Source organism: Pseudomonas sp. EA_65y_Pfl2_P78 (genome assembly GCF_963970495.1).
In the GTDB taxonomy this organism is placed as follows: Bacteria; Pseudomonadota; Gammaproteobacteria; order Pseudomonadales; family Pseudomonadaceae; genus Aquipseudomonas; species Aquipseudomonas baetica_A.
This window is the reverse complement of record NZ_CAXAON010000037.1, coordinates 1-17,160: the sequence shown is the minus strand read 5'-3', so window position 1 is coordinate 17,160 and position 17,160 is coordinate 1. Positions and strand designations below refer to the sequence as shown.

11 protein-coding genes and 1 pseudogene are annotated in these 17,160 nt (G+C 54.3%); 11 read left to right on the top strand and 1 reads right to left on the bottom strand.

The genetic code is table 11. The features are described 5' to 3' along the window. Positions 1-26: 26 nt before the first annotated feature. From AACY02_RS22630 to AACY02_RS22620, 3 genes and pseudogenes are all read left to right on the top strand, one after another. Positions 27-194: pseudogene (locus tag AACY02_RS22630) on the top strand (site-specific integrase); the annotation flags it as partial. 88 nt (positions 195-282) lie between these two features. Next, complete coding sequence (gene folE / locus AACY02_RS22625; protein WP_010456659.1) at positions 283-828, top strand: GTP cyclohydrolase I FolE; 546 nt, start codon at positions 283-285, stop codon at positions 826-828. A gap of 102 nt (positions 829-930) precedes the next feature. Next, positions 931-1,302: a glutathione S-transferase N-terminal domain-containing protein gene (locus AACY02_RS22620; RefSeq protein ID WP_339433862.1), complete on the top strand. Its 372-nt coding sequence runs from the start codon at positions 931-933 to the stop codon at positions 1,300-1,302. Positions 1,303-1,432: 130 nt separating this feature from the next. Here the strand turns inward: AACY02_RS22620 and AACY02_RS22615 are convergent, their stop codons facing one another. Further along, positions 1,433-2,599, bottom strand: a complete 1,167-nt coding sequence (locus tag AACY02_RS22615) for an aminotransferase-like domain-containing protein (protein ID WP_339433861.1) — start codon at positions 2,597-2,599, stop codon at positions 1,433-1,435. A gap of 82 nt (positions 2,600-2,681) precedes the next feature. Between AACY02_RS22615 and AACY02_RS22610 the strand changes: the two genes are divergently transcribed. The 8 genes from AACY02_RS22610 (at position 2,682) to AACY02_RS22575 (ending at position 17,045) form a co-directional block, all read left to right on the top strand. Continuing rightward, a complete protein-coding gene (locus AACY02_RS22610; RefSeq protein ID WP_339433860.1) occupies positions 2,682-3,128 on the top strand; it encodes a MarR family winged helix-turn-helix transcriptional regulator in 447 nt (148 codons plus the stop codon). A 233-nt stretch (positions 3,129-3,361) separates the two neighbouring features. Further along, positions 3,362-4,711 carry an NCS2 family permease gene (locus AACY02_RS22605; protein ID WP_339433859.1) on the top strand — a complete coding sequence of 450 codons (1,350 nt, stop codon included), beginning with the start codon at positions 3,362-3,364 and terminating at the stop codon, positions 4,709-4,711. Between the two features lie 89 nt (positions 4,712-4,800). Then, entirely contained in the window at positions 4,801-5,430 is a 630-nt protein-coding gene (locus tag AACY02_RS22600) for a LysE family translocator (protein ID WP_339433858.1), read from the top strand. A gap of 136 nt (positions 5,431-5,566) precedes the next feature. Further along, on the top strand, positions 5,567-9,067 hold the full coding sequence (locus AACY02_RS22595; RefSeq protein WP_339433857.1) for a calcium-binding protein: 3,501 nt from the start codon (positions 5,567-5,569) through the stop codon (positions 9,065-9,067). A gap of 395 nt (positions 9,068-9,462) precedes the next feature. Beyond that, complete coding sequence (locus AACY02_RS22590; RefSeq protein ID WP_339433856.1) at positions 9,463-11,130, top strand: hypothetical protein; 1,668 nt, start codon at positions 9,463-9,465, stop codon at positions 11,128-11,130. Between the two features lie 235 nt (positions 11,131-11,365). Further along, on the top strand, positions 11,366-13,060 hold the full coding sequence (locus AACY02_RS22585) for a hypothetical protein (protein ID WP_339433855.1): 1,695 nt from the start codon (positions 11,366-11,368) through the stop codon (positions 13,058-13,060). A gap of 348 nt (positions 13,061-13,408) precedes the next feature. Then, the gene (locus AACY02_RS22580) at positions 13,409-15,118 is read left to right on the top strand and encodes a hypothetical protein (protein WP_339433854.1); all 1,710 of its coding nucleotides are present in this window, start codon (positions 13,409-13,411) and stop codon (positions 15,116-15,118) included. A gap of 220 nt (positions 15,119-15,338) precedes the next feature. Next, entirely contained in the window at positions 15,339-17,045 is a 1,707-nt protein-coding gene (locus AACY02_RS22575) for a hypothetical protein (RefSeq protein ID WP_339433853.1), read from the top strand. The last annotated feature ends 115 nt before the right edge of the window (positions 17,046-17,160 follow it).

Genomic DNA, 17,160 nt, shown 5'->3' with positions numbered 1-17,160 from the left:
AAGGCTTCAGGTTCACACCGGCCGATTTGAGGATTCGCGCCCGCCGGCAATACAACTGCCGACACACTTACGCTACCATGTGCCTCATGGCGGGTATGAACCCTGCGTTTATTGCCACTCAGCTCGGTCATAGCGTTCAGTAGTTGCTATCGACCTGCGCCCGATGGATCAACTCCAGCACCGACTGGGGTTAACTCGGACAGCTCGAAATCAGCTTGATTGGTACAAAATTGGTACAGACAGAAACAGTACCCCTCTGAAACCCTTATGGAATCAGCCTCTGTGACACTGGAACAGAACTACACCGCGATTCTCGGCCAACTGGGCGAGGACGTCTCCCGCGAGGGCCTGCTCGACACGCCAAAGCGTGCCGCCAAAGCCATGCAGTACCTCTGCCGCGGTTATGAACAGACGCTCGAAGAGGTCACCAACGGTGCCCTGTTCAGCTCCGATAACAGCGAAATGGTGCTGGTCAAGGACATCGAGTTGTACTCGTTGTGCGAACACCACCTGCTGCCGTTCATCGGCAAGGCGCATGTTGCTTATATCCCGAGCGGCAAAGTGCTGGGCTTGTCGAAGGTCGCACGGATCGTCGACATGTACGCCCGCCGCCTGCAGATTCAGGAAAACCTCAGCCGCCAGATCGCCGATGCGGTGCAGCAAGTCACCGGCGCGCTGGGCGTTGCCGTGGTGATCGAGGCCAAGCACATGTGCATGATGATGCGCGGTGTCGAGAAGCAGAATTCGTCAATGATCACTTCGGTGATGCTCGGCGAGTTCCGTGAAAACGCAGCCACCCGCAGCGAATTCCTCAGCTTGATCAAGTAATTGGCAACAGTAAAAAACCGGCGTTGATCGCCGGTTTTTTTTCACCCGTGAAAAATCGGGTAAGCTGCGCGCCTTCTTCAATATCTCTGTGAGGCTTGTAACGTGTTCGTTAAAGCACTTCGTGTTGGCCTCGGCCAACTGATCATTTTCATCGATTTCATCACCCGCCCGGGCAAGAAAAACCGCCCCGCCGCCGCTCAGGCACAGGTGGAAGCGGCTGCGAAGGACCTGACGTTGTATCAGTTCCACGCCTGCCCGTTTTGCGTGAAGACCCGTCGCACTTTGCGTCGCCTCAATGTGCCGGTGGCGCTCAAGGATGCGAAAAACAACGAGCAGGATCGCCAGACACTGCTGGAACAGGGTGGCCGAATCAAGGTGCCGTGCCTGCGGATTGAAGAGAATGGCCAGACGACCTGGATGTATGAGTCCAAGGTGATCATTGATTATCTGGATAAGCGGTTTGCTGCGGCCTGAAGTTTTTGTGCCGTTCTGACTGACGCCTTCGCGAGCAAGCCCGCACATCGTTCAATGTATTTCCCCTTTGGGGTCGGGGTTGCTCGCGAAAAAGACCGCCCAGTCAGCACAAAAATCCAGACAAAAATGTTCAGGCCGCCCTGTCTCGTTGCGCCTGACGCACCACCGCCGCCAATCGCTTGAGCCCTTCATCCAGCCGTGCCGCGTCAATGTGGCTGAAGTTAAGACGCAAATGTCCGAGATTTTTATCGGGATCGGGAAAGAACGGCTCCCCTGGCATGAACGCTACATCATTGGCCAACGCCTTGTTAAGCAACGTGCGCGTGTCCAGCGGCTGTTTCAGCGTCAACCAGAAAAACAGCCCACCCTGCGGCGTGTTCCAGTCCGCCAGATCCGAAAAGTGCGTTTCCAGCGCTGACTGAAAGGCATCGCGCCGTTCTCGGTAAAAACCGCGCAACTCACTCAAGTGCTGCTGGTATTGCTCAGTGCCGATCCATTGCAGTGCTTGCCACTGACCGATGCGATTGGTGTGCAGATCCGCCGATTGCTTGAGCTTGAGCAGAGGCGCAAACAGATCCGGGCTGGCGATCAGGTAGCCGACACGCAAACCGGGTAGCAAGGTTTTCGAGACCGTGCCGGTGTAAATCCAACTGGAATTGCGCAGCCGTGCGGCAATCGGCTTGGCGCTGGCGCCGTCGAACGTCAGTTCGCGGTAGGGTTCGTCTTCGATCAATGTCACACCGAATTCATCGAGCAATGCGGCGACGGCTGCACGCTTGGCCTCGCTGTAGCGCACGGCGGATGGGTTCTGGAACGTCGGGATCAAGTAGATGAACGCCGGACGGTGTTGCTCCAGACGACTGCGCAATTGCGCCAGGTTCGGGCCATCGGACTCCTGCGGCACGGTCAGGCATTCGGCGCCAAACAATTGGAATATCTGCAAAGCGGCCAGATAAGTCGGTGCTTCCAGAAGAATCTCGGTGCCCTTGTCGATGTACAGCTTGGCCGCCAAATCAAGAGTCTGCTGGGAGCCACTGACCACCAGCACCTGACTCGCCTCACACGCCAAGCCTAGCGCCCTCGCCTCTGCGGCCAGGGCTTCGCGCAGCGCCGGCTCACCCTCGCTCATACCGTATTGGCCGAGGGACAGCGGCATGTCACCCCATTCGACTTTCGGCAACATGGCCTCGGCAGGCAGGCCGCCGGCGAATGACATCACTTCCGGACGCTGAGCGGCGGCGAGGATTTCACGGATCAAAGAACTTTTAAGGCGCGAGACACGTTCGGAAAAAGCCATGGAAGTCACCGGTAGCGAGGCATGTGAAAAATGAGTCAAACTTATTGACTGAAATTACGATAACCCGAGCGAGTACGTCAACATGATTGACCTTAAAAACCCAACCAGTCAGCAACAGGCCATGGAAGCGTTCTTCTTCGGTTATCAGGCCTTCACCGCCAAGGCTGATGAAATGCTTGAGCGCCGCGGGTTGTCTCGGGTGCATCAACGGATTGTGTTTTTCATCGCTCGTTATCCAAATTTGAGCGTCAAGGAGTTGCTGGCCTTGCTTGGGGTGAGCAAGCAGGCGCTGAACATGCCGCTGCGCCAGTTGCAGGAAATGCATCTGGTCGACAGCGTGGCATCGCAGGCTGACAAGCGTAAGCGCCTGCTGGAATTGACGGCCGAAGGGAGGAAGTTCGAACAGTCGTTGCGCCGTGAGCAGGTGAAGTTGCTGGAGCGGGTGTTCGCCGAGGCTGGGGAGACAGCGGTGAATGGGTGGTTGGCGGTGAATCTGGCCTTGGGTGAGAGTCAGGCACATCTCCATTGAATCGTCTGGCTTGCTCGCGAAGGGCACGCAGTGGCGATATATCGCTATCGTCGGACCGTTCGTAAACAAAATCAAAAACAATATTTGCTTTATTTGTACACAAAAGCATAATCCACAGCGTGCGAGTTCCTGACCTTATGGTCAACAAATTCGCGTATGCCTCAAAGGGCCGCTGCCACCCCTCATGGGTCCGGCCCTGGAAATAACAATAAAACTCTTGAGGAGTACTCGCTGTGGAAAGCCGCAAATCCGAAGCATCGACGCTGGATCTCTCGCCGCCGTTACGCAATGGCCTGCTGGAGCGCCTGTTTAAACTCAGCTTGCATGGCACCACGGTGAAGACCGAGTTGATTGCCGGTCTGACAACCTTCATCACGATGGCTTACATCATCTTCGTCAACCCGAACATCATGGCCGATGCCGGGATTGACCATGGTGCGGCATTCGTCGCCACCTGTATCGCCGCTGCGCTGGGCTGCCTGTTGATGGGCCTTTACGCCAACTGGCCGGTGGGTCTGGCGCCGGGCATGGGCCTGAACGCTTTCTTCACCTACACCGTGGTCGGCACCATGGGCTACAACTGGGAAACGGCGCTGGGCGCAGTGTTCGTCTCAGGCGTGCTGTTCATGATCCTGACCTTCTCGCGGATTCGCGAATGGCTGCTCAACAGTATTCCTGTGAGCCTGCGCTTTGCGATGGGCGCAGGGGTCGGTCTTTTCCTTGGCCTGATCGGCCTGAAAACCGCAGGCATCGTCGTCGACAGCCCGGCCACGCTGATCAAACTCGGTTCCCTGCGTGAACCGGGCCCGCTGCTCGCCGCCATCTGCTTCCTGATGATCGCCATCCTCAGCTACCACAAAGTTTTTGGCGCGATCCTCATCAGCATCATCACCGTGACGCTGGCCGGTTGGGGCCTGGGCATCGTGCATTACGAGGGCATCATGTCGACGCCGCCGAGCCTGGCGCCGACCTTTATGGCGATGAACGTTGCTGGCGTGTTTAACGTCAGCATGATCAGTGTGGTGCTGGCCTTCCTCTTTGTGCACATGTTCGACACCGCCGGTACCCTGATGGGCGTTGCCCAGCGTGCCAATCTGGTCGGCGCTGACGGTCGCATCGAAAACCTCTCCCGCGCCATGAAAGCCGACAGTGCTTCCAGCGTTTTCGGTGCCGTGGTCGGTGTACCGCCTGTCACCAGCTATGTAGAAAGTGCTGCCGGCGTGGCCGCTGGCGGTCGGACTGGTCTTACCGCCGTCACCGTAGGTGTGCTATTTATAGCGGCAATGTTTTTCGCACCACTGGCTGGCATGATTCCCGCTTACGCCACCGCCGGTGCACTGATCTACGTTGCGATGCTGATGATGGGCGGCATGGCCCACATCGAATGGGACGAAGCCACTGACGCGATTCCTGCCATCGTCACCGCGATCATGATGCCGCTGACCTTCTCGGTCGCCGATGGTATCGCGCTGGGCTTCATCACTTATGTGGCGCTGAAGACCGGTACCGGCAAGTACAAGGAAATTTCCGTCAGCCTGTGGGTGCTCTGCGCGATCTTCATCGCCAAGTTCATCTTCTTGTAAGCGTTAAGCGGTTCTGGCTTCAAAACAGCCTCACCCTGGCGGGTGGGGCTTTTGCACATTCTTGAGTACAACAAAAAAGGAGGAAAGTGATGAGTCTGGAAACCTGGCTGCTGTTCAGCGGCGCTGCACTGGTGGTGATCCTGATTCCGGGGCCACTGTCGTTGCTGATGATCAGCAACAGCCTGAATTACGGTTTGCGGCGCTCTTACCCGGCGTTTCTCGGCGGCGTGATTGCTTCGATCTGTTTGCTCAGCGCATCCGCGCTTGGCTTGGGGGCCCTGCTACTGGCTTCGGAACAGTTATTCAGCGCGCTGAAAATCATCGGCGCATTTTACCTGTTCTATCTTGCCTGGCAGAGCTGGCAGCAGTCGCGCCAGCCTTCGACAGGCGCCGAAGTGCCACAAGCGACGGCTGTCCCACGTTTTCGTGCACTGTTCGGGCGCGCGTTCGTGCTGGGCGCGAGCAATCCGAAAGACATTCTGTTCTTCGCCGCGTTTCTGCCACAGTTCCTCAGCGCCGAACAGCCTTTCCTGCCGCAGTTACTGGTGATGATTGCAACCTGGACCTTGCTGGACCTGCTGTGCAAACTGGCCTACGGACTGGGCGCCCATGGTGCTGCGCGCTATCTGCGCAGCGGCAAGGGACAAAGTTGGTTCAACCGGATCAGCGCCGGTTTGTTCGGTAGTGCAGGAGCCGTATCGTTACTCAGCAGCCACTGAGATATTTAAAGGGCATTTCAACTTGCCGCGTCGGGCGAAATACAACGCAACAACCCATGGATGTACAACTCTAAAAAACAAAACCTAATATAACCGCGCTATTCGACAAATAATTGGGCAGAACAAGGATGTTCAAATGGCCACTTTTACACCGGATTCGTTCCAGCAAACTGACTCCGTAGTAATCACCGATATAGGCTTCCATGCCAATGAGCGCACAGCTTCGACCATCGATTTTGATGGCGAAATCGCCACCGCGAACAAACGCCAAACACAACAGCTGAAAATCGTCGACGATCTGTTCGGTCCACTTCATATCGGCTCTATTTCAATTACACGAGTTTCCCTGGACGTTTTGGGCGCAACGACGGGCGGACAACACCTGAATGGTCAGAACACTTTCTTTCGAACGCCCAAGCGCTCCTTCATCAACTCGTTACAGTTCAGCTCGCCCGATATAGAAACCCGAATGAAATCAACTACGGTCACGGAGGGCTACCTGTTGTCGTCGCTGCTGTTCGAAATTGCCAGCCGACGTCCATTAGACGCCCCGCCGATGCTTGGAAACAATCCCACGAGCGATGTTGATCAGGGTACATACCACAGCACACTTGCGAAACTTCTAGGCTCCGCGCAAAAACTCGATTTGCGTCATGCCTACCTGTCCAAGAGCAGCCCTCGCTGGGTGTCAATGATCAAGAGCGACTGCCTGCTCGGCTCAAGTGTCGGGATTCAAGCCTTTGGAATATTCATGGGTTTGCGCGGGGTGGTCGATGCGGTCAGAAACAGTGACACCGCGCAAGCCGTAATCAATAGCGCGGGCATCACCTCTGAAGTGGGCTCCATAACTGTAGACATGGCCGTGACTAAAATGGCCACGCAAATGATCAAGGTTGGCCAATTTGCCTACAAGGACTTCGCCAAAACCCGATTCGCCGTGAGATTGGGTCGTTCCGGTGGGTTGATCGGGGGAGCGCTGACGCTGCCTTTCGATTTACATGCCGCGGTCACATCCTTGACCGCTGCAGACAATGCAACCGGGAAAGAAGCGCTGGATCATTACATCAGTGCCGGTTTGAGCCTAACGAGTGCCGCCATGACCCTGATACTCGGCAGCGCAGCGATGGCAGGCTTTTCTTTTGCAGGTCCGGTCGGACTCGCGGCGGGAGCGATTCTGGCCATTGGCGCTCAGGCTTACGCTGCCGTAAGACTGGTGGACGATATTGACGATTACATCGAACTCACCACCAATGAGCGCTGGCGCACAGGCTGGTTCTCGTTCTGTTTCATGGATCCTGACGCCGATGTGCAGGATCGCTACAGCATTGCCAAAACCAGGGTCGAGCACTCCAGGAAAATGAAGGACGCGGCAAAGAAACTGCTGGATGGCGAGCTGAAGGACACCACCGAAGCCATCGTTCATGGTGCTTTTGAGGTCAACCTCAAGCCGACTCGGATATGGGCACGTAACTGGTGGACTAAACAAGACCGGTGGCAAACCGTCAATCTTCCACAAATAACAGGAGTCGATGACACCATTGACGCCCGCGAAGGTGTTAGCGGTGCCACTCCGGGCGCGCAACTGGGCTCCGCGGCAGAGCACAAAGCGGTCCTGTGGTTCATCAGTGACGGTAAAGACTCAATCCGAGGGGTTGAAAAAAAACCAAACGCCTTTTTTTACAAGACCGGAAGAAAAGAGCTGACAGGGGGGGACAAAGACGATCGATTCGTCTTCGAAGGCGCTGCCGATCGACTCAAGAATGTTTCCAGGGATGACCATTATTCGACATTGAAGGGCGGAGCAGGCAACGACACTTTGTCCCTTGGCGGCCTTTATAACCTTAGTGCTGCGGAGCAACCCGGGTATGACATCGACCTGGTGGCGGGGAGGCTCCAGGTAATCACCCCTGATCCATCGGCCGAAGGCGGAAAAAAACGTACGCTCCACAGCGTTCTGGAAAGTATCGAGAATGTTGAAACCGTCGCGCATGCCACAAGCACCGTCACCGGTACAGCACAACGCAACATCATCAAGTCCCGTGGCATCGACACCATCAGAGCTGGTGCAGGAAACGACCAGATTCATTTGATTCACAAAGGTGCAACGGCATCGGGTGAATCCGGAGCAGACGAGTATTTCATTGCCCATGAAGCGGGCTGCATTTGCATCATCGAAGACGGTAAGCAAGAAAGCGTCATTGTCTTGAATTGGCGAATGGATCTGATTGAAAGCTGGATCATCGAGAAGAGCGCGCTGGTCATCACTTCGAAATTCGATTTCCACGACAGGCCCAGAAGCAAGGTCATCATCCGTGACATCTACAAACGGCTCGGTGACGATTATCAATTAAAGAACAACAAACTCACCTTCATTACCGAGGACGGCTTTTATCTGGTACCTGAGCTTCCTGAATCAATCAAAAGCGAAAGACCCATCGACGTCGAGGTGGTCATCACCCGCAAAGGACGACCGCAAAGTCCGGTCATTCTTTACACATCCGATTGCATAATCCGGCACAACAACGATGCCAGCTATTACATTCCAAGAACTCAACAACACACCCGGTTTTACGCAGTAAAGCGTACCAACGCTGTCACCAGAATTTTTCTGGACTTCGCGAGTGATGAACTGACTAAATCAGAAGCACACTTCCTGGCGAGAATATCGGCAAAAAAACATGATCTGTTAATGGGTTGCGATCTGGTCTATTACTTTGGGAAAAAGACATTAACAATCAAGTTGTTCGCGCAGGCAAGGGGTGGAAACGATCCAATGAATAGCGTGAAAACGCTAAGAACCATGGCGCTCTACCCCGATCATCAATATGTTTTTGCATTCAGTGACGGCGTCGCTTTCAATGCTCATCTCACACTGAAAACTGACGTGCCTCCCGTGGCTGCAAACTATAAGGTGTACGCATTCACGAAGTGGAAAACCCGGATCCCTCTTCCAGAGCAATACCGCGCAGGTCTGTACCTGTTTGAACTTCCCGTGAACGAAGCCTATCAACTGAGCGCCAGATCCGCCTGCGCCACGCTGACGTCTTATCCTGAACAAACCGCGATCGAAAGTCTGCTAGGTGACGGGGCGACATATCTGATCCATCTCGCGGCAGACCTAATAATCAGAATCGCTACGCCAGGCGCACTGGCAAAGGCCAACAACAGATTGCGCTTTTCGTCCACGTGGGAGTTCGATGCCAGCGCACTGGGCAATGTCGAAATAAAACTGGAGAAAAATCAACTGCAGATTGGAACGTGTACGGTCTATCTACCAGACTACGACAGTGAAGATCTTGTCGATCAAGTGCGTGTCGTCACTGCGAAAGGCATTGTCAAAACTGTCGACCTCTCCTTCGACACAATTTATTTCGATGGCCTCGATGCCAGATTTTTCGAAGCCCCCGACGACTGGGCCACAGCGTTGCCCGAAGAATTCATCGCCATTGCCGACAAGGACATCAGGGTCAGACATATCAGTGTGATCGACAATCGAGCCGGAATACTCAGCTATAGCTTTGCCAGACGCCGTTGGCTGCTGGACAGCGAAGTTGTTGATTACGCGAAACTGCAGGTCTTGAATCGCTGCACCCATCAGACACCGGGTCTATCAACGCCAGGTTTCGCCATAAATTAGCCTGCCCCACCAACACACAAAAATCGATTTAAAACCGACAACTTATTGCGCACTCGGCGGTTGAAGCGCTCAGGCATTACCGCGCGTTGATCGGCTGCGCCTGAACGCCACGAAAAGGCAGTTTCTCCCGCTTTCAAAAAATCCAATGGATGGAATAAACCTATATGATCAAGCCAACAAAAAAAGCGCCTGTTACTACAACTGGATCCGGTACTACGAGTACAACAAGTACAACAAGTACAACGACCCGATCTGTGGACTATCTCTCAGATAACCGCGGTACAACACACCTTCCGGACGTATACCTGCCTGGCATCGATTCAACGTCCGCACAGCACTTTCCGAATATCTCTCAAGACGCCACCTCTCGTGTAGCCAACGTCACAGTGAGCAGGATGCCCGGTGCCGAACTTGATAGCTACATCACCGCTCGCAGCCAGATTGCCTGGCCTCAAAGCCGATTCAACGAGTTGGTGCCGCTTGCAGACAACACAGGATTGTTCACTGGGCCGGATCTGCGAACCTACGCCCAGATCGGAACAGAGGGCCAGTTCGTTGTAGAACAGAATCGGCAAGGACAATATTACGTTCCACTCTCCTTTGCACCGGGCGTTCCAGGCCCGATTCTGACGAAAAATCAAGGCCAGGCCAGTTGGCGCATCGAACAACCGGGCTGGCAACTTACTCGGACTTCGGGCGCTGAAGCCGTAAAACCGCAAACACCGTCCTACCTTTCACCAGAAAACGCAGCAAAGCTGAGCAAAGCTGAACTCTCAGCGAACGGAATCCGCTACAACAAGCTCAAACAGACCTATGTCGATACGGCAGAAGGAACCGTCATGGTGCGTCAAAACGCCGATGGCGAATATCAGCAAGCCTTTGCCACGACAAGTGACTCACCCGCCATTTTTTTTGAACACATTCCCGGGACAAAACTCTGGCGCCGAAAAGCGCAGAGCACGACAACAGACGAAAGCTTCGCACCAGACCCTCTTCGCGCCGTCGCCGAATTTGACGAACCCTCGCCCGGCCCGAGCAAGCGACCGCGACTCAATGAGCCCGAGGACTCTACACCGCCGGCGAACGACAACAGTGCCTCATCGGTCCAGACACCCTACTTCTGGTTACCATGGGGCGATCTGAACCCACCATCATCCGCAGATTCCATCCAGCTCGGCTGGCTCCATTATCCCATCGTGCCCATCGGCTCTGCCCCCAACAGCCTGCCCAAAGTGTACTTTCTACAGCACCCCGAATTTGTTCCGACACATTTCGATGCTTTTGAGCAGATGCTGCAAACAAATCCCGAACGCCAACCGGTGGCAACGTTTCGTATCGGTACCGAGCCGGGGGAAATCCGTCCCGGTAAACGTTTTTTTGAAAAGCCCCTGTCGCAATCCGTAGCCGATACATTTCCGGACTTCTCTGATTTCACTTCGCGGGCCGTCGCCAGGAAACTGTTTGAACTCTCCGATAACTCGCCCACCATCACAGGCACCGGACTGATCAACATTCAGGCTGTCTTGCACCAGTGGAACCAAAAACCGTTTCCCACCGCACCCGCTTACGCAGATCCGATGAACATGCTGCCCGTGGTGACATCCGTTGATATCGGAAACAAAAGGATCCTTCCGCTGCGCCCCCAGGGTGATGGAGATTTACAACGGCTGACCTTCGATCCAACACACTTTCCGGTCGAATGGCGTCACTACCTGACCTATCCAAGCGACCTCAATCTCAGACGCCTCGTCGGCGCATTGCTGGTTCGCAGCGGCTACGACATCTTTCCCCTGACATATGAACACCGCAGTCCTACGTTGGTATTCAGACGCACAAATCATCAAGAGGTCTTTTATCTCAAACTGGGAACGGTCGGAGATCCAGGTCTATCGCATACCCCGGGCAACGAACTCGCTGATCCGAATTTGCCACAAAGAATCGGCAGTGCCGCCTTGCTCGCTCTTCAGACCGCCGAGGCCCAAAACAAAGTGGTCTGGCTGGTAGGCGGGGTGGCGAAGGTTGCGTCGAATCCGGTAGCGGTGGTCATTATTAGAGAGCGCTGACTGTCGTTCTCCCCTCGCCCGCCAACGGCGAGGGGAGCGTCATATCGGCCCTCTACAAACCGGTAATGCCTTGCATCATTGTTTTTGGATCAAGACATATATACCGCACGCGCTGACGCCATTTTACCGAACATCGCTCCCTTGAAGACTCGCCGCAGGCAACCTCGCAGTTGCGCTTCTATTGCCCGGCGCGTCCTTTCGGATAAATGAATCCACAATTCATCGGAGCAACGCAATGTTAAAGCCATCCAAGAAAACGCCAGGCTCGCCTTCGCCGCAGACGTCTACGACAACACCAAGAAGCCCGTCGCCGCTTGCAGGTACCCACAGCGACCCCACCTTATCCGTCTCAGGCGCTGTAGGTGGGGATCCGATATCGACTGCCCACTCATCCATCGCCTCGCCAGGGACATCCATCCCGCGCGCCAGTGTCATCATCAATCGCCTGCCAGATCCACAGCCCTCGCGGCACACTGCAACCGTGGCGCGAACCCAGGACACACCACCCCCCCATCAGGTTCCGGTTGTCGATACGCCGCTTGGCGACAGGCCAAAGCATCCGGTATTCATCGATGACAAATCGGCCGCCCACCTGAAAAGAAATCCAGCCACATCGGAAGGCATCCGCTACGACAAGTTCAAAAAGGCATATGTCGAAATGGAAGGAGGAATCGTCATGGTGCGCAAAGACAAGGGCGGTTACCGCCAGACCCACGCAGGGGAATCGAGCCCGTCCGGTGAATGGGTTGAACAAATTCCCGATACAACCCTCTGGCGCCAAATTGAACCTGTCAACACCCCCTCGAAACGCCCTCTCCCTGAGATTGATCAAGCCCTTGCCGACACGCCCGAAGTAACGGCGGGCCCAAGTAAACGCTTCCGTGTGTCGGATGAAACCCATGTCGCGACCGATGCCGGTGCACTGGTGCAGAATCTTTTTCATCAACAAACGAGCGCACTGGACTTGTCCTTGGGCCAATGGAAAAACTGGGGAAAATCCATAGGACCGGAGACAGGCGAGTCTGTCGAAATAGACGGTCAGCACTATGTGATCGTAAGCCAAGGTTTACGCCCAGAGACCGGACTGGTCTATTTGCAACATCCAGCATTCGTACCTGATCACTTCGACGCATTCGAAAACATGTTGCGCGATGAGCCTTCGCGCCAACCAAAATGGGCGCTGAAACGGGATGGCCAATGGAAAGTTCTGGATAACCATCCGCCGTTTACCAAACCCTTGACGCAATACGTCTGCGACGCTTTCAACTATCTGTCGGAACATTCGGCCAGCGCTGTCGCCCGAGCCGTATTTACGCGAGCCAGCCGACCTGAAGGGATCAACGCCCATGGAATCTCGGTGATGGCCCTGACACTCCGTCACTGGACAGACCGGGTCACTAACGAGAAAGTCTTGCACAGTCTTTCCGATCCGTTGGTGATGTTGCCAAAGCTGCAAACACAGCCCTCCCCTCTCGTGCCGGGCGGATTGCTAACTCTGCCTGCCCGAGGCTCCGATCTTCTGCAGCGCTTGGACTTTGATCCACAGCGCTTTCCCCAGGAATGGGGCACCTACACGGCCGCACCGACCAGCGCCGGTTTGCATAACTTGTTCAGCTTCGTCCTGCAACAGAGCGGCTATAGCATCAACCCTTCCACGCGGCAGCACAGCGAAGACGCTTTGATATTTCACCGGCAAGGTGTTGCCGCGGTGTTCGTATTAAAACTTCCAGGCTTCACCGGCGATACTGTTCCTCGTAGCACGACTGCTGGTTCAGAACTCACTAATCCAGTGTTTCGAAACAAACTAAAGTCGCCGGAGAAAGAAAAACTGGACAGTTATCTTGCACAAAACGAAATCGTCTATTTAATCGGCGGCGTACAAGAATCAACCCCTTACACACCAACGCTCTTTGTCGTGAGGGAGGGATGAAACTCGCTATTTAGCGCGAATGCTTTACTGCAATCGGCCAAACGTCTTGATTATTTTTTAGTGGCCGCTTTATGGCGCTAGCCCTCAGCGCCGCATCGAACAATACGCACCTTATATTTAAATAGAGAGAATATATTAATGGCCAAACCACCGAAGCCTGTGCACGGTATAGCTGCGCCCCATACACCTCCAACGCCCAGAAGTCCTTCGCCGGGCACTCTGGAAAGTAATCGGCTGAACTTCGATAGCGCGTTCTGGAGAGTGCCGGGGGACAATCAAACGCCCACAATTCCCTCTCATGGTTATACCGGGAGCTCTTCGCCGCCGCCTTCTGTAAGGGTCAGCGAAATGCCTGATACCCGCCCGAAAACCGTTAGTACCGTTCTACGCTCGATTACGTGGCCTGCCGATCGGTTGCACATGTTGAATCCTCTCGGATCTGACAGCGGTCTTTTCACCAGTCCGGATGGCAAGCTCTATGCTCACGTCGAAAATGAGGGGCATATCCTTGTCCAGCGCCAGGGCGACGGCCGATATCAAGTGCCTTTCGACTTCATGCCGACGCTGCCTGGCCCTTTCCTGAACAAATCCGAGCGCCAGCCGACCTGGACCTTCGAACGCCCGGACTGGCTGACCAACGATTCCGAGGCGGACAGACCACATACCACCGCTGATGCCCCCCGGCCGCCAGAAGCACCGGTATTCCTGAACCCTTGGGACGCGGCCCAACTCTCTCCCGCAGAGAACACGCCGGACGGAATCAGACATGACAAACATCGCAAAACCTACGTTGACACGGTAGACGGAACGGTCATGGTGCGTAAAAACGCCGCCGATGAGTATCAGCAAGCATTCGCGACGACAACCTACTCGCCGGATATCTATTTTGAACAGATCCCCGGAACGAAAATCTGGCGTCGCAAAGCCCCTGAAACCGATCCCGTACCAGAGCGTTCGCAGCAAGACAGGCGTCGCCTTCCAACCGACACTGAAGAACCGATACCGGGCCCAAGTAAGCCACCGCATCTGGATGATGCCCCTCACCAGACACAAACGTTGACCGAGCGCCTGCTGTCAGCCAACCCGCAAGCCATTAATCTGTCTTATGGGCTGTGGCGCAACTGGGGAAAAAGAATTCAACCGCAACTGGGCCAACACATCGAGATAGACGAGCTTTATTATCGCATTGTCCAGCAGACGCTCAATTCCGACTCGCGGCTCGCCTATTTGCAACATCCTTTGTTTGCGCCCGCGTTGTATGACGCCTTCGAATACATGCTCCGCGACAATCCGTCTTTGCAACCAAAGTGGGCGATCAAAAGAAATGATCGGTGGATTGTCCTGGACCGGCGTTTCCCTTTTGAAATGCCCATCACTCAATATATTTCCCGGACGTTCAGATACTTGTCGGATCAGTCTGTAAGTTTTCTTGCCCGGGCCATATTCAATCAGGCAAATCGATCCGAAATCATCACCGCTCATGGGTTGGCCGTCTTGAACCAGACATTTAGCTACTGGACGGACAGGAGCTTCCTGCAACCCCCGCGACGCGAACTCGCTGACCCCTTGTTGATGTTGCGCGACCTCTTCAGCGAACAAGGCAGAGGCCACGGTACATCATTGGCAATTCCTTCGGTATTGGGAGAGGGCCTGCAGCGTCTGGATCTCGATCCAGGACGATTCCCCCACCACTGGAACGCGTATGCAAAGGCGCCTGCAATATCCAGCTTGCGATTGCTGTTCAGCCATGTGCTGGAGGATGACGGTTATGTCATCAGTTCCACATTTGAGCCGCACAGCGAGGATGTTTTGCTGTTTCACCGGGAAACAATAGACGCGGTATTCGTATTGAACCTTCCCGACATTATCGGTGGGAGGCTAAAGCGCCCCATCGCCCCGGGGTTGACACTGACCTCTGCCATGTTGCAGACCCGGATCGGTCAGCAACAGCACCCTCTGGCCAGTTACATGGATGCAAACAAAATTGTCTATCTGCTCGGAGGTGTTCAAACTGATGCTCTGGGGCAAACAACGCTGTTCATCATAAGAGAGCGCTGATCAGAACGATTAAGCGACCCGCCCGGCAGAAAACACATAACACTAACTCTGCGTCATATCCTTCCAGACCACGCTTGCGAAAAACAGCGCACGATCGTCAGCTGCTGCGAAAAAAACAAAAAACAAAAAACAAAAAAACTTATTGCATCAAATACCAGCTTTACCGCAGCAGCGCCCAGCGATACTTTTCAAGTTAAACATCACCAACAAGGAAGTTTAGATGTCAACGCCCATCCCGGTTGAAAAAATCTACCCACAAGATGACGCTATCGCCGTTTTCGATATGGGAATTCATGCCAACGAACGAACCGCCTCGACGATGGACTTCGAAGCTGACATCGACAACGATGGTAATAATACGACGCCCGAGAACAGTCGACGTAAACCCGGTCAACTCAAGATGCTCGACGATCTGTTCGGCCCTTTTAAAATAGGCCCCTACACAATAACTCGACGCGGCCTGGATGCTTTGGGTGCGACTATTGATGGTCAACCGCTGACTGGCCATAACACTCAGTTTCGTACACCCCCTCGATCATTCGTAAACTCCCTGCAACTGAGCTACCCCGAAATCGAGAAACGCATGAAAATTTCTACTTTCGGCGGTGACTATCTACTCCCCTCACTGCTGTTCGAGATGGCCAACTTGCGCCCGCCCACTGCTCCTCCAGTAATAAGAGAAGAAGCCGGTGTGAAAGTCGAGGAAGGTGGCTACCACAAAAAAATGTCTCGGCTTCTGAACTCCGCCCAAAATCTTGATCTGCGAGTGGCTTACTCAAAAAAGAAAAGCAGTCCAAGCTGGATCATCATCAAAAATCATTCCACCGTCGGCGCAAGCGTAGGTATTCAGGCCTTCGGCATTTTCATGGGCATTCGGGGTATTTACGATGCCGTCCAGAAGAATGAGAAGGATGAAATCATTTTCAACAGTGTCGGTGTCGGGGTGGAAGTCGGGTCGATTGTCACGGACATTGCCCTCACCAAAGCCGGGCAGCGCATGCTTGAGGCTGGCAATGGTGCGATGAAGGACTTCATCAAAACCAGATCCGGAATCAGATTGAGCCGCTCAGGCGGGCTTGCTGGGGGAGCGCTGACGTTACCGTTCGATATCTATAGCGCAGTCAAAGAGTTCAATGCCGCCAGCAATAAAACCGGCAAAGAAGCCATGGATCATTACGTCAGCGGAGGTTTGAATGTTGCCAGTGCTGCCATGACCGTCATTCTGGGGGCCGCCGCCATGGCCGGCTTCTCTGCCGCAGGCCCCGTCGGCCTTGCATGTGGTCTATTCATGGCCATCGGCTCACAAATCTACGGGGCAGTTCGTGTGGTTGACGAAATCGACGACTACATTGAGCTGACCGCTGAGGAGCGCTTGCGTACCGGATGGTTCTCGTTTGTGCCGTTGATGGAAATCGATCAAGACATCAAGAATCGCTACGAACTTGCCAAAGCAAAAATCGAAACTGCCAAGCGGTTGCATACGGCAGCCAGAAACATGCTTGACCAGACACATAAGGACACCACTGAGGCCATCGTACATGGCAACTACGAAGACAGACTGAAGAAAAGAAGAGTGCAAGCAAGAAAATGGGGGCTGGATATCATGCCGATCGTCTACGTACCTGAAGTAGTGGGTCTGGCCGATACGATTGATGCACGAAACGGCGTCACCGCGCAAACGCCCGGCGCAGTACTCGGCTCCCCAGGGGAAAATAAAGGTGTTATCTGGCTGATGGGTGAGGGAGACGACACGATTATCGGGGTCGAAAAAAAACCCAATAACTTTTGTTACGGATCGGGGACAAAGAATCTGACAGGGGGTGATAAAGATGACAAATTCGTCGCCGAGAATGCGGCTCAAGTGCTCGAAAGCAATATCGAAAGTGCTGAGTTTTCCACACTTAAGGGTGGTGCATGTTGCCGCTGACCGAAAACTGACCCAGTAGAGGCTGTTCTGCCGACTGAAAACTGACCCAGGTGTTCAACTGCTTCTGCTCACTTTTTGAGCAGGAGAACACAGGGTGATCAGCATGGAAATGTTG

What these genes read in the sequence shown, in the direction of transcription:
- AACY02_RS22615 (WP_339433861.1), bottom strand. Translation starts at nt 2,599, where the DNA reads ATGGCTTTTTCCGAACGTGTCTCGCGCCTTAAAAGTTCTTTGATCCGT.
- AACY02_RS22610 (WP_339433860.1), top strand. Translation starts at nt 2,682, where the DNA reads ATGATTGACCTTAAAAACCCAACCAGTCAGCAACAGGCCATGGAAGCG.
- AACY02_RS22600 (WP_339433858.1), top strand. Translation starts at nt 4,801, where the DNA reads ATGAGTCTGGAAACCTGGCTGCTGTTCAGCGGCGCTGCACTGGTGGTG.
- AACY02_RS22595 (WP_339433857.1), top strand. Translation starts at nt 5,567, where the DNA reads ATGGCCACTTTTACACCGGATTCGTTCCAGCAAACTGACTCCGTAGTA.
- AACY02_RS22590 (WP_339433856.1), top strand. Translation starts at nt 9,463, where the DNA reads ATGCCCGGTGCCGAACTTGATAGCTACATCACCGCTCGCAGCCAGATT.
- AACY02_RS22585 (WP_339433855.1), top strand. Translation starts at nt 11,366, where the DNA reads ATGTTAAAGCCATCCAAGAAAACGCCAGGCTCGCCTTCGCCGCAGACG.
- AACY02_RS22580 (WP_339433854.1), top strand. Translation starts at nt 13,409, where the DNA reads ATGCCTGATACCCGCCCGAAAACCGTTAGTACCGTTCTACGCTCGATT.
- AACY02_RS22575 (WP_339433853.1), top strand. Translation starts at nt 15,339, where the DNA reads ATGTCAACGCCCATCCCGGTTGAAAAAATCTACCCACAAGATGACGCT.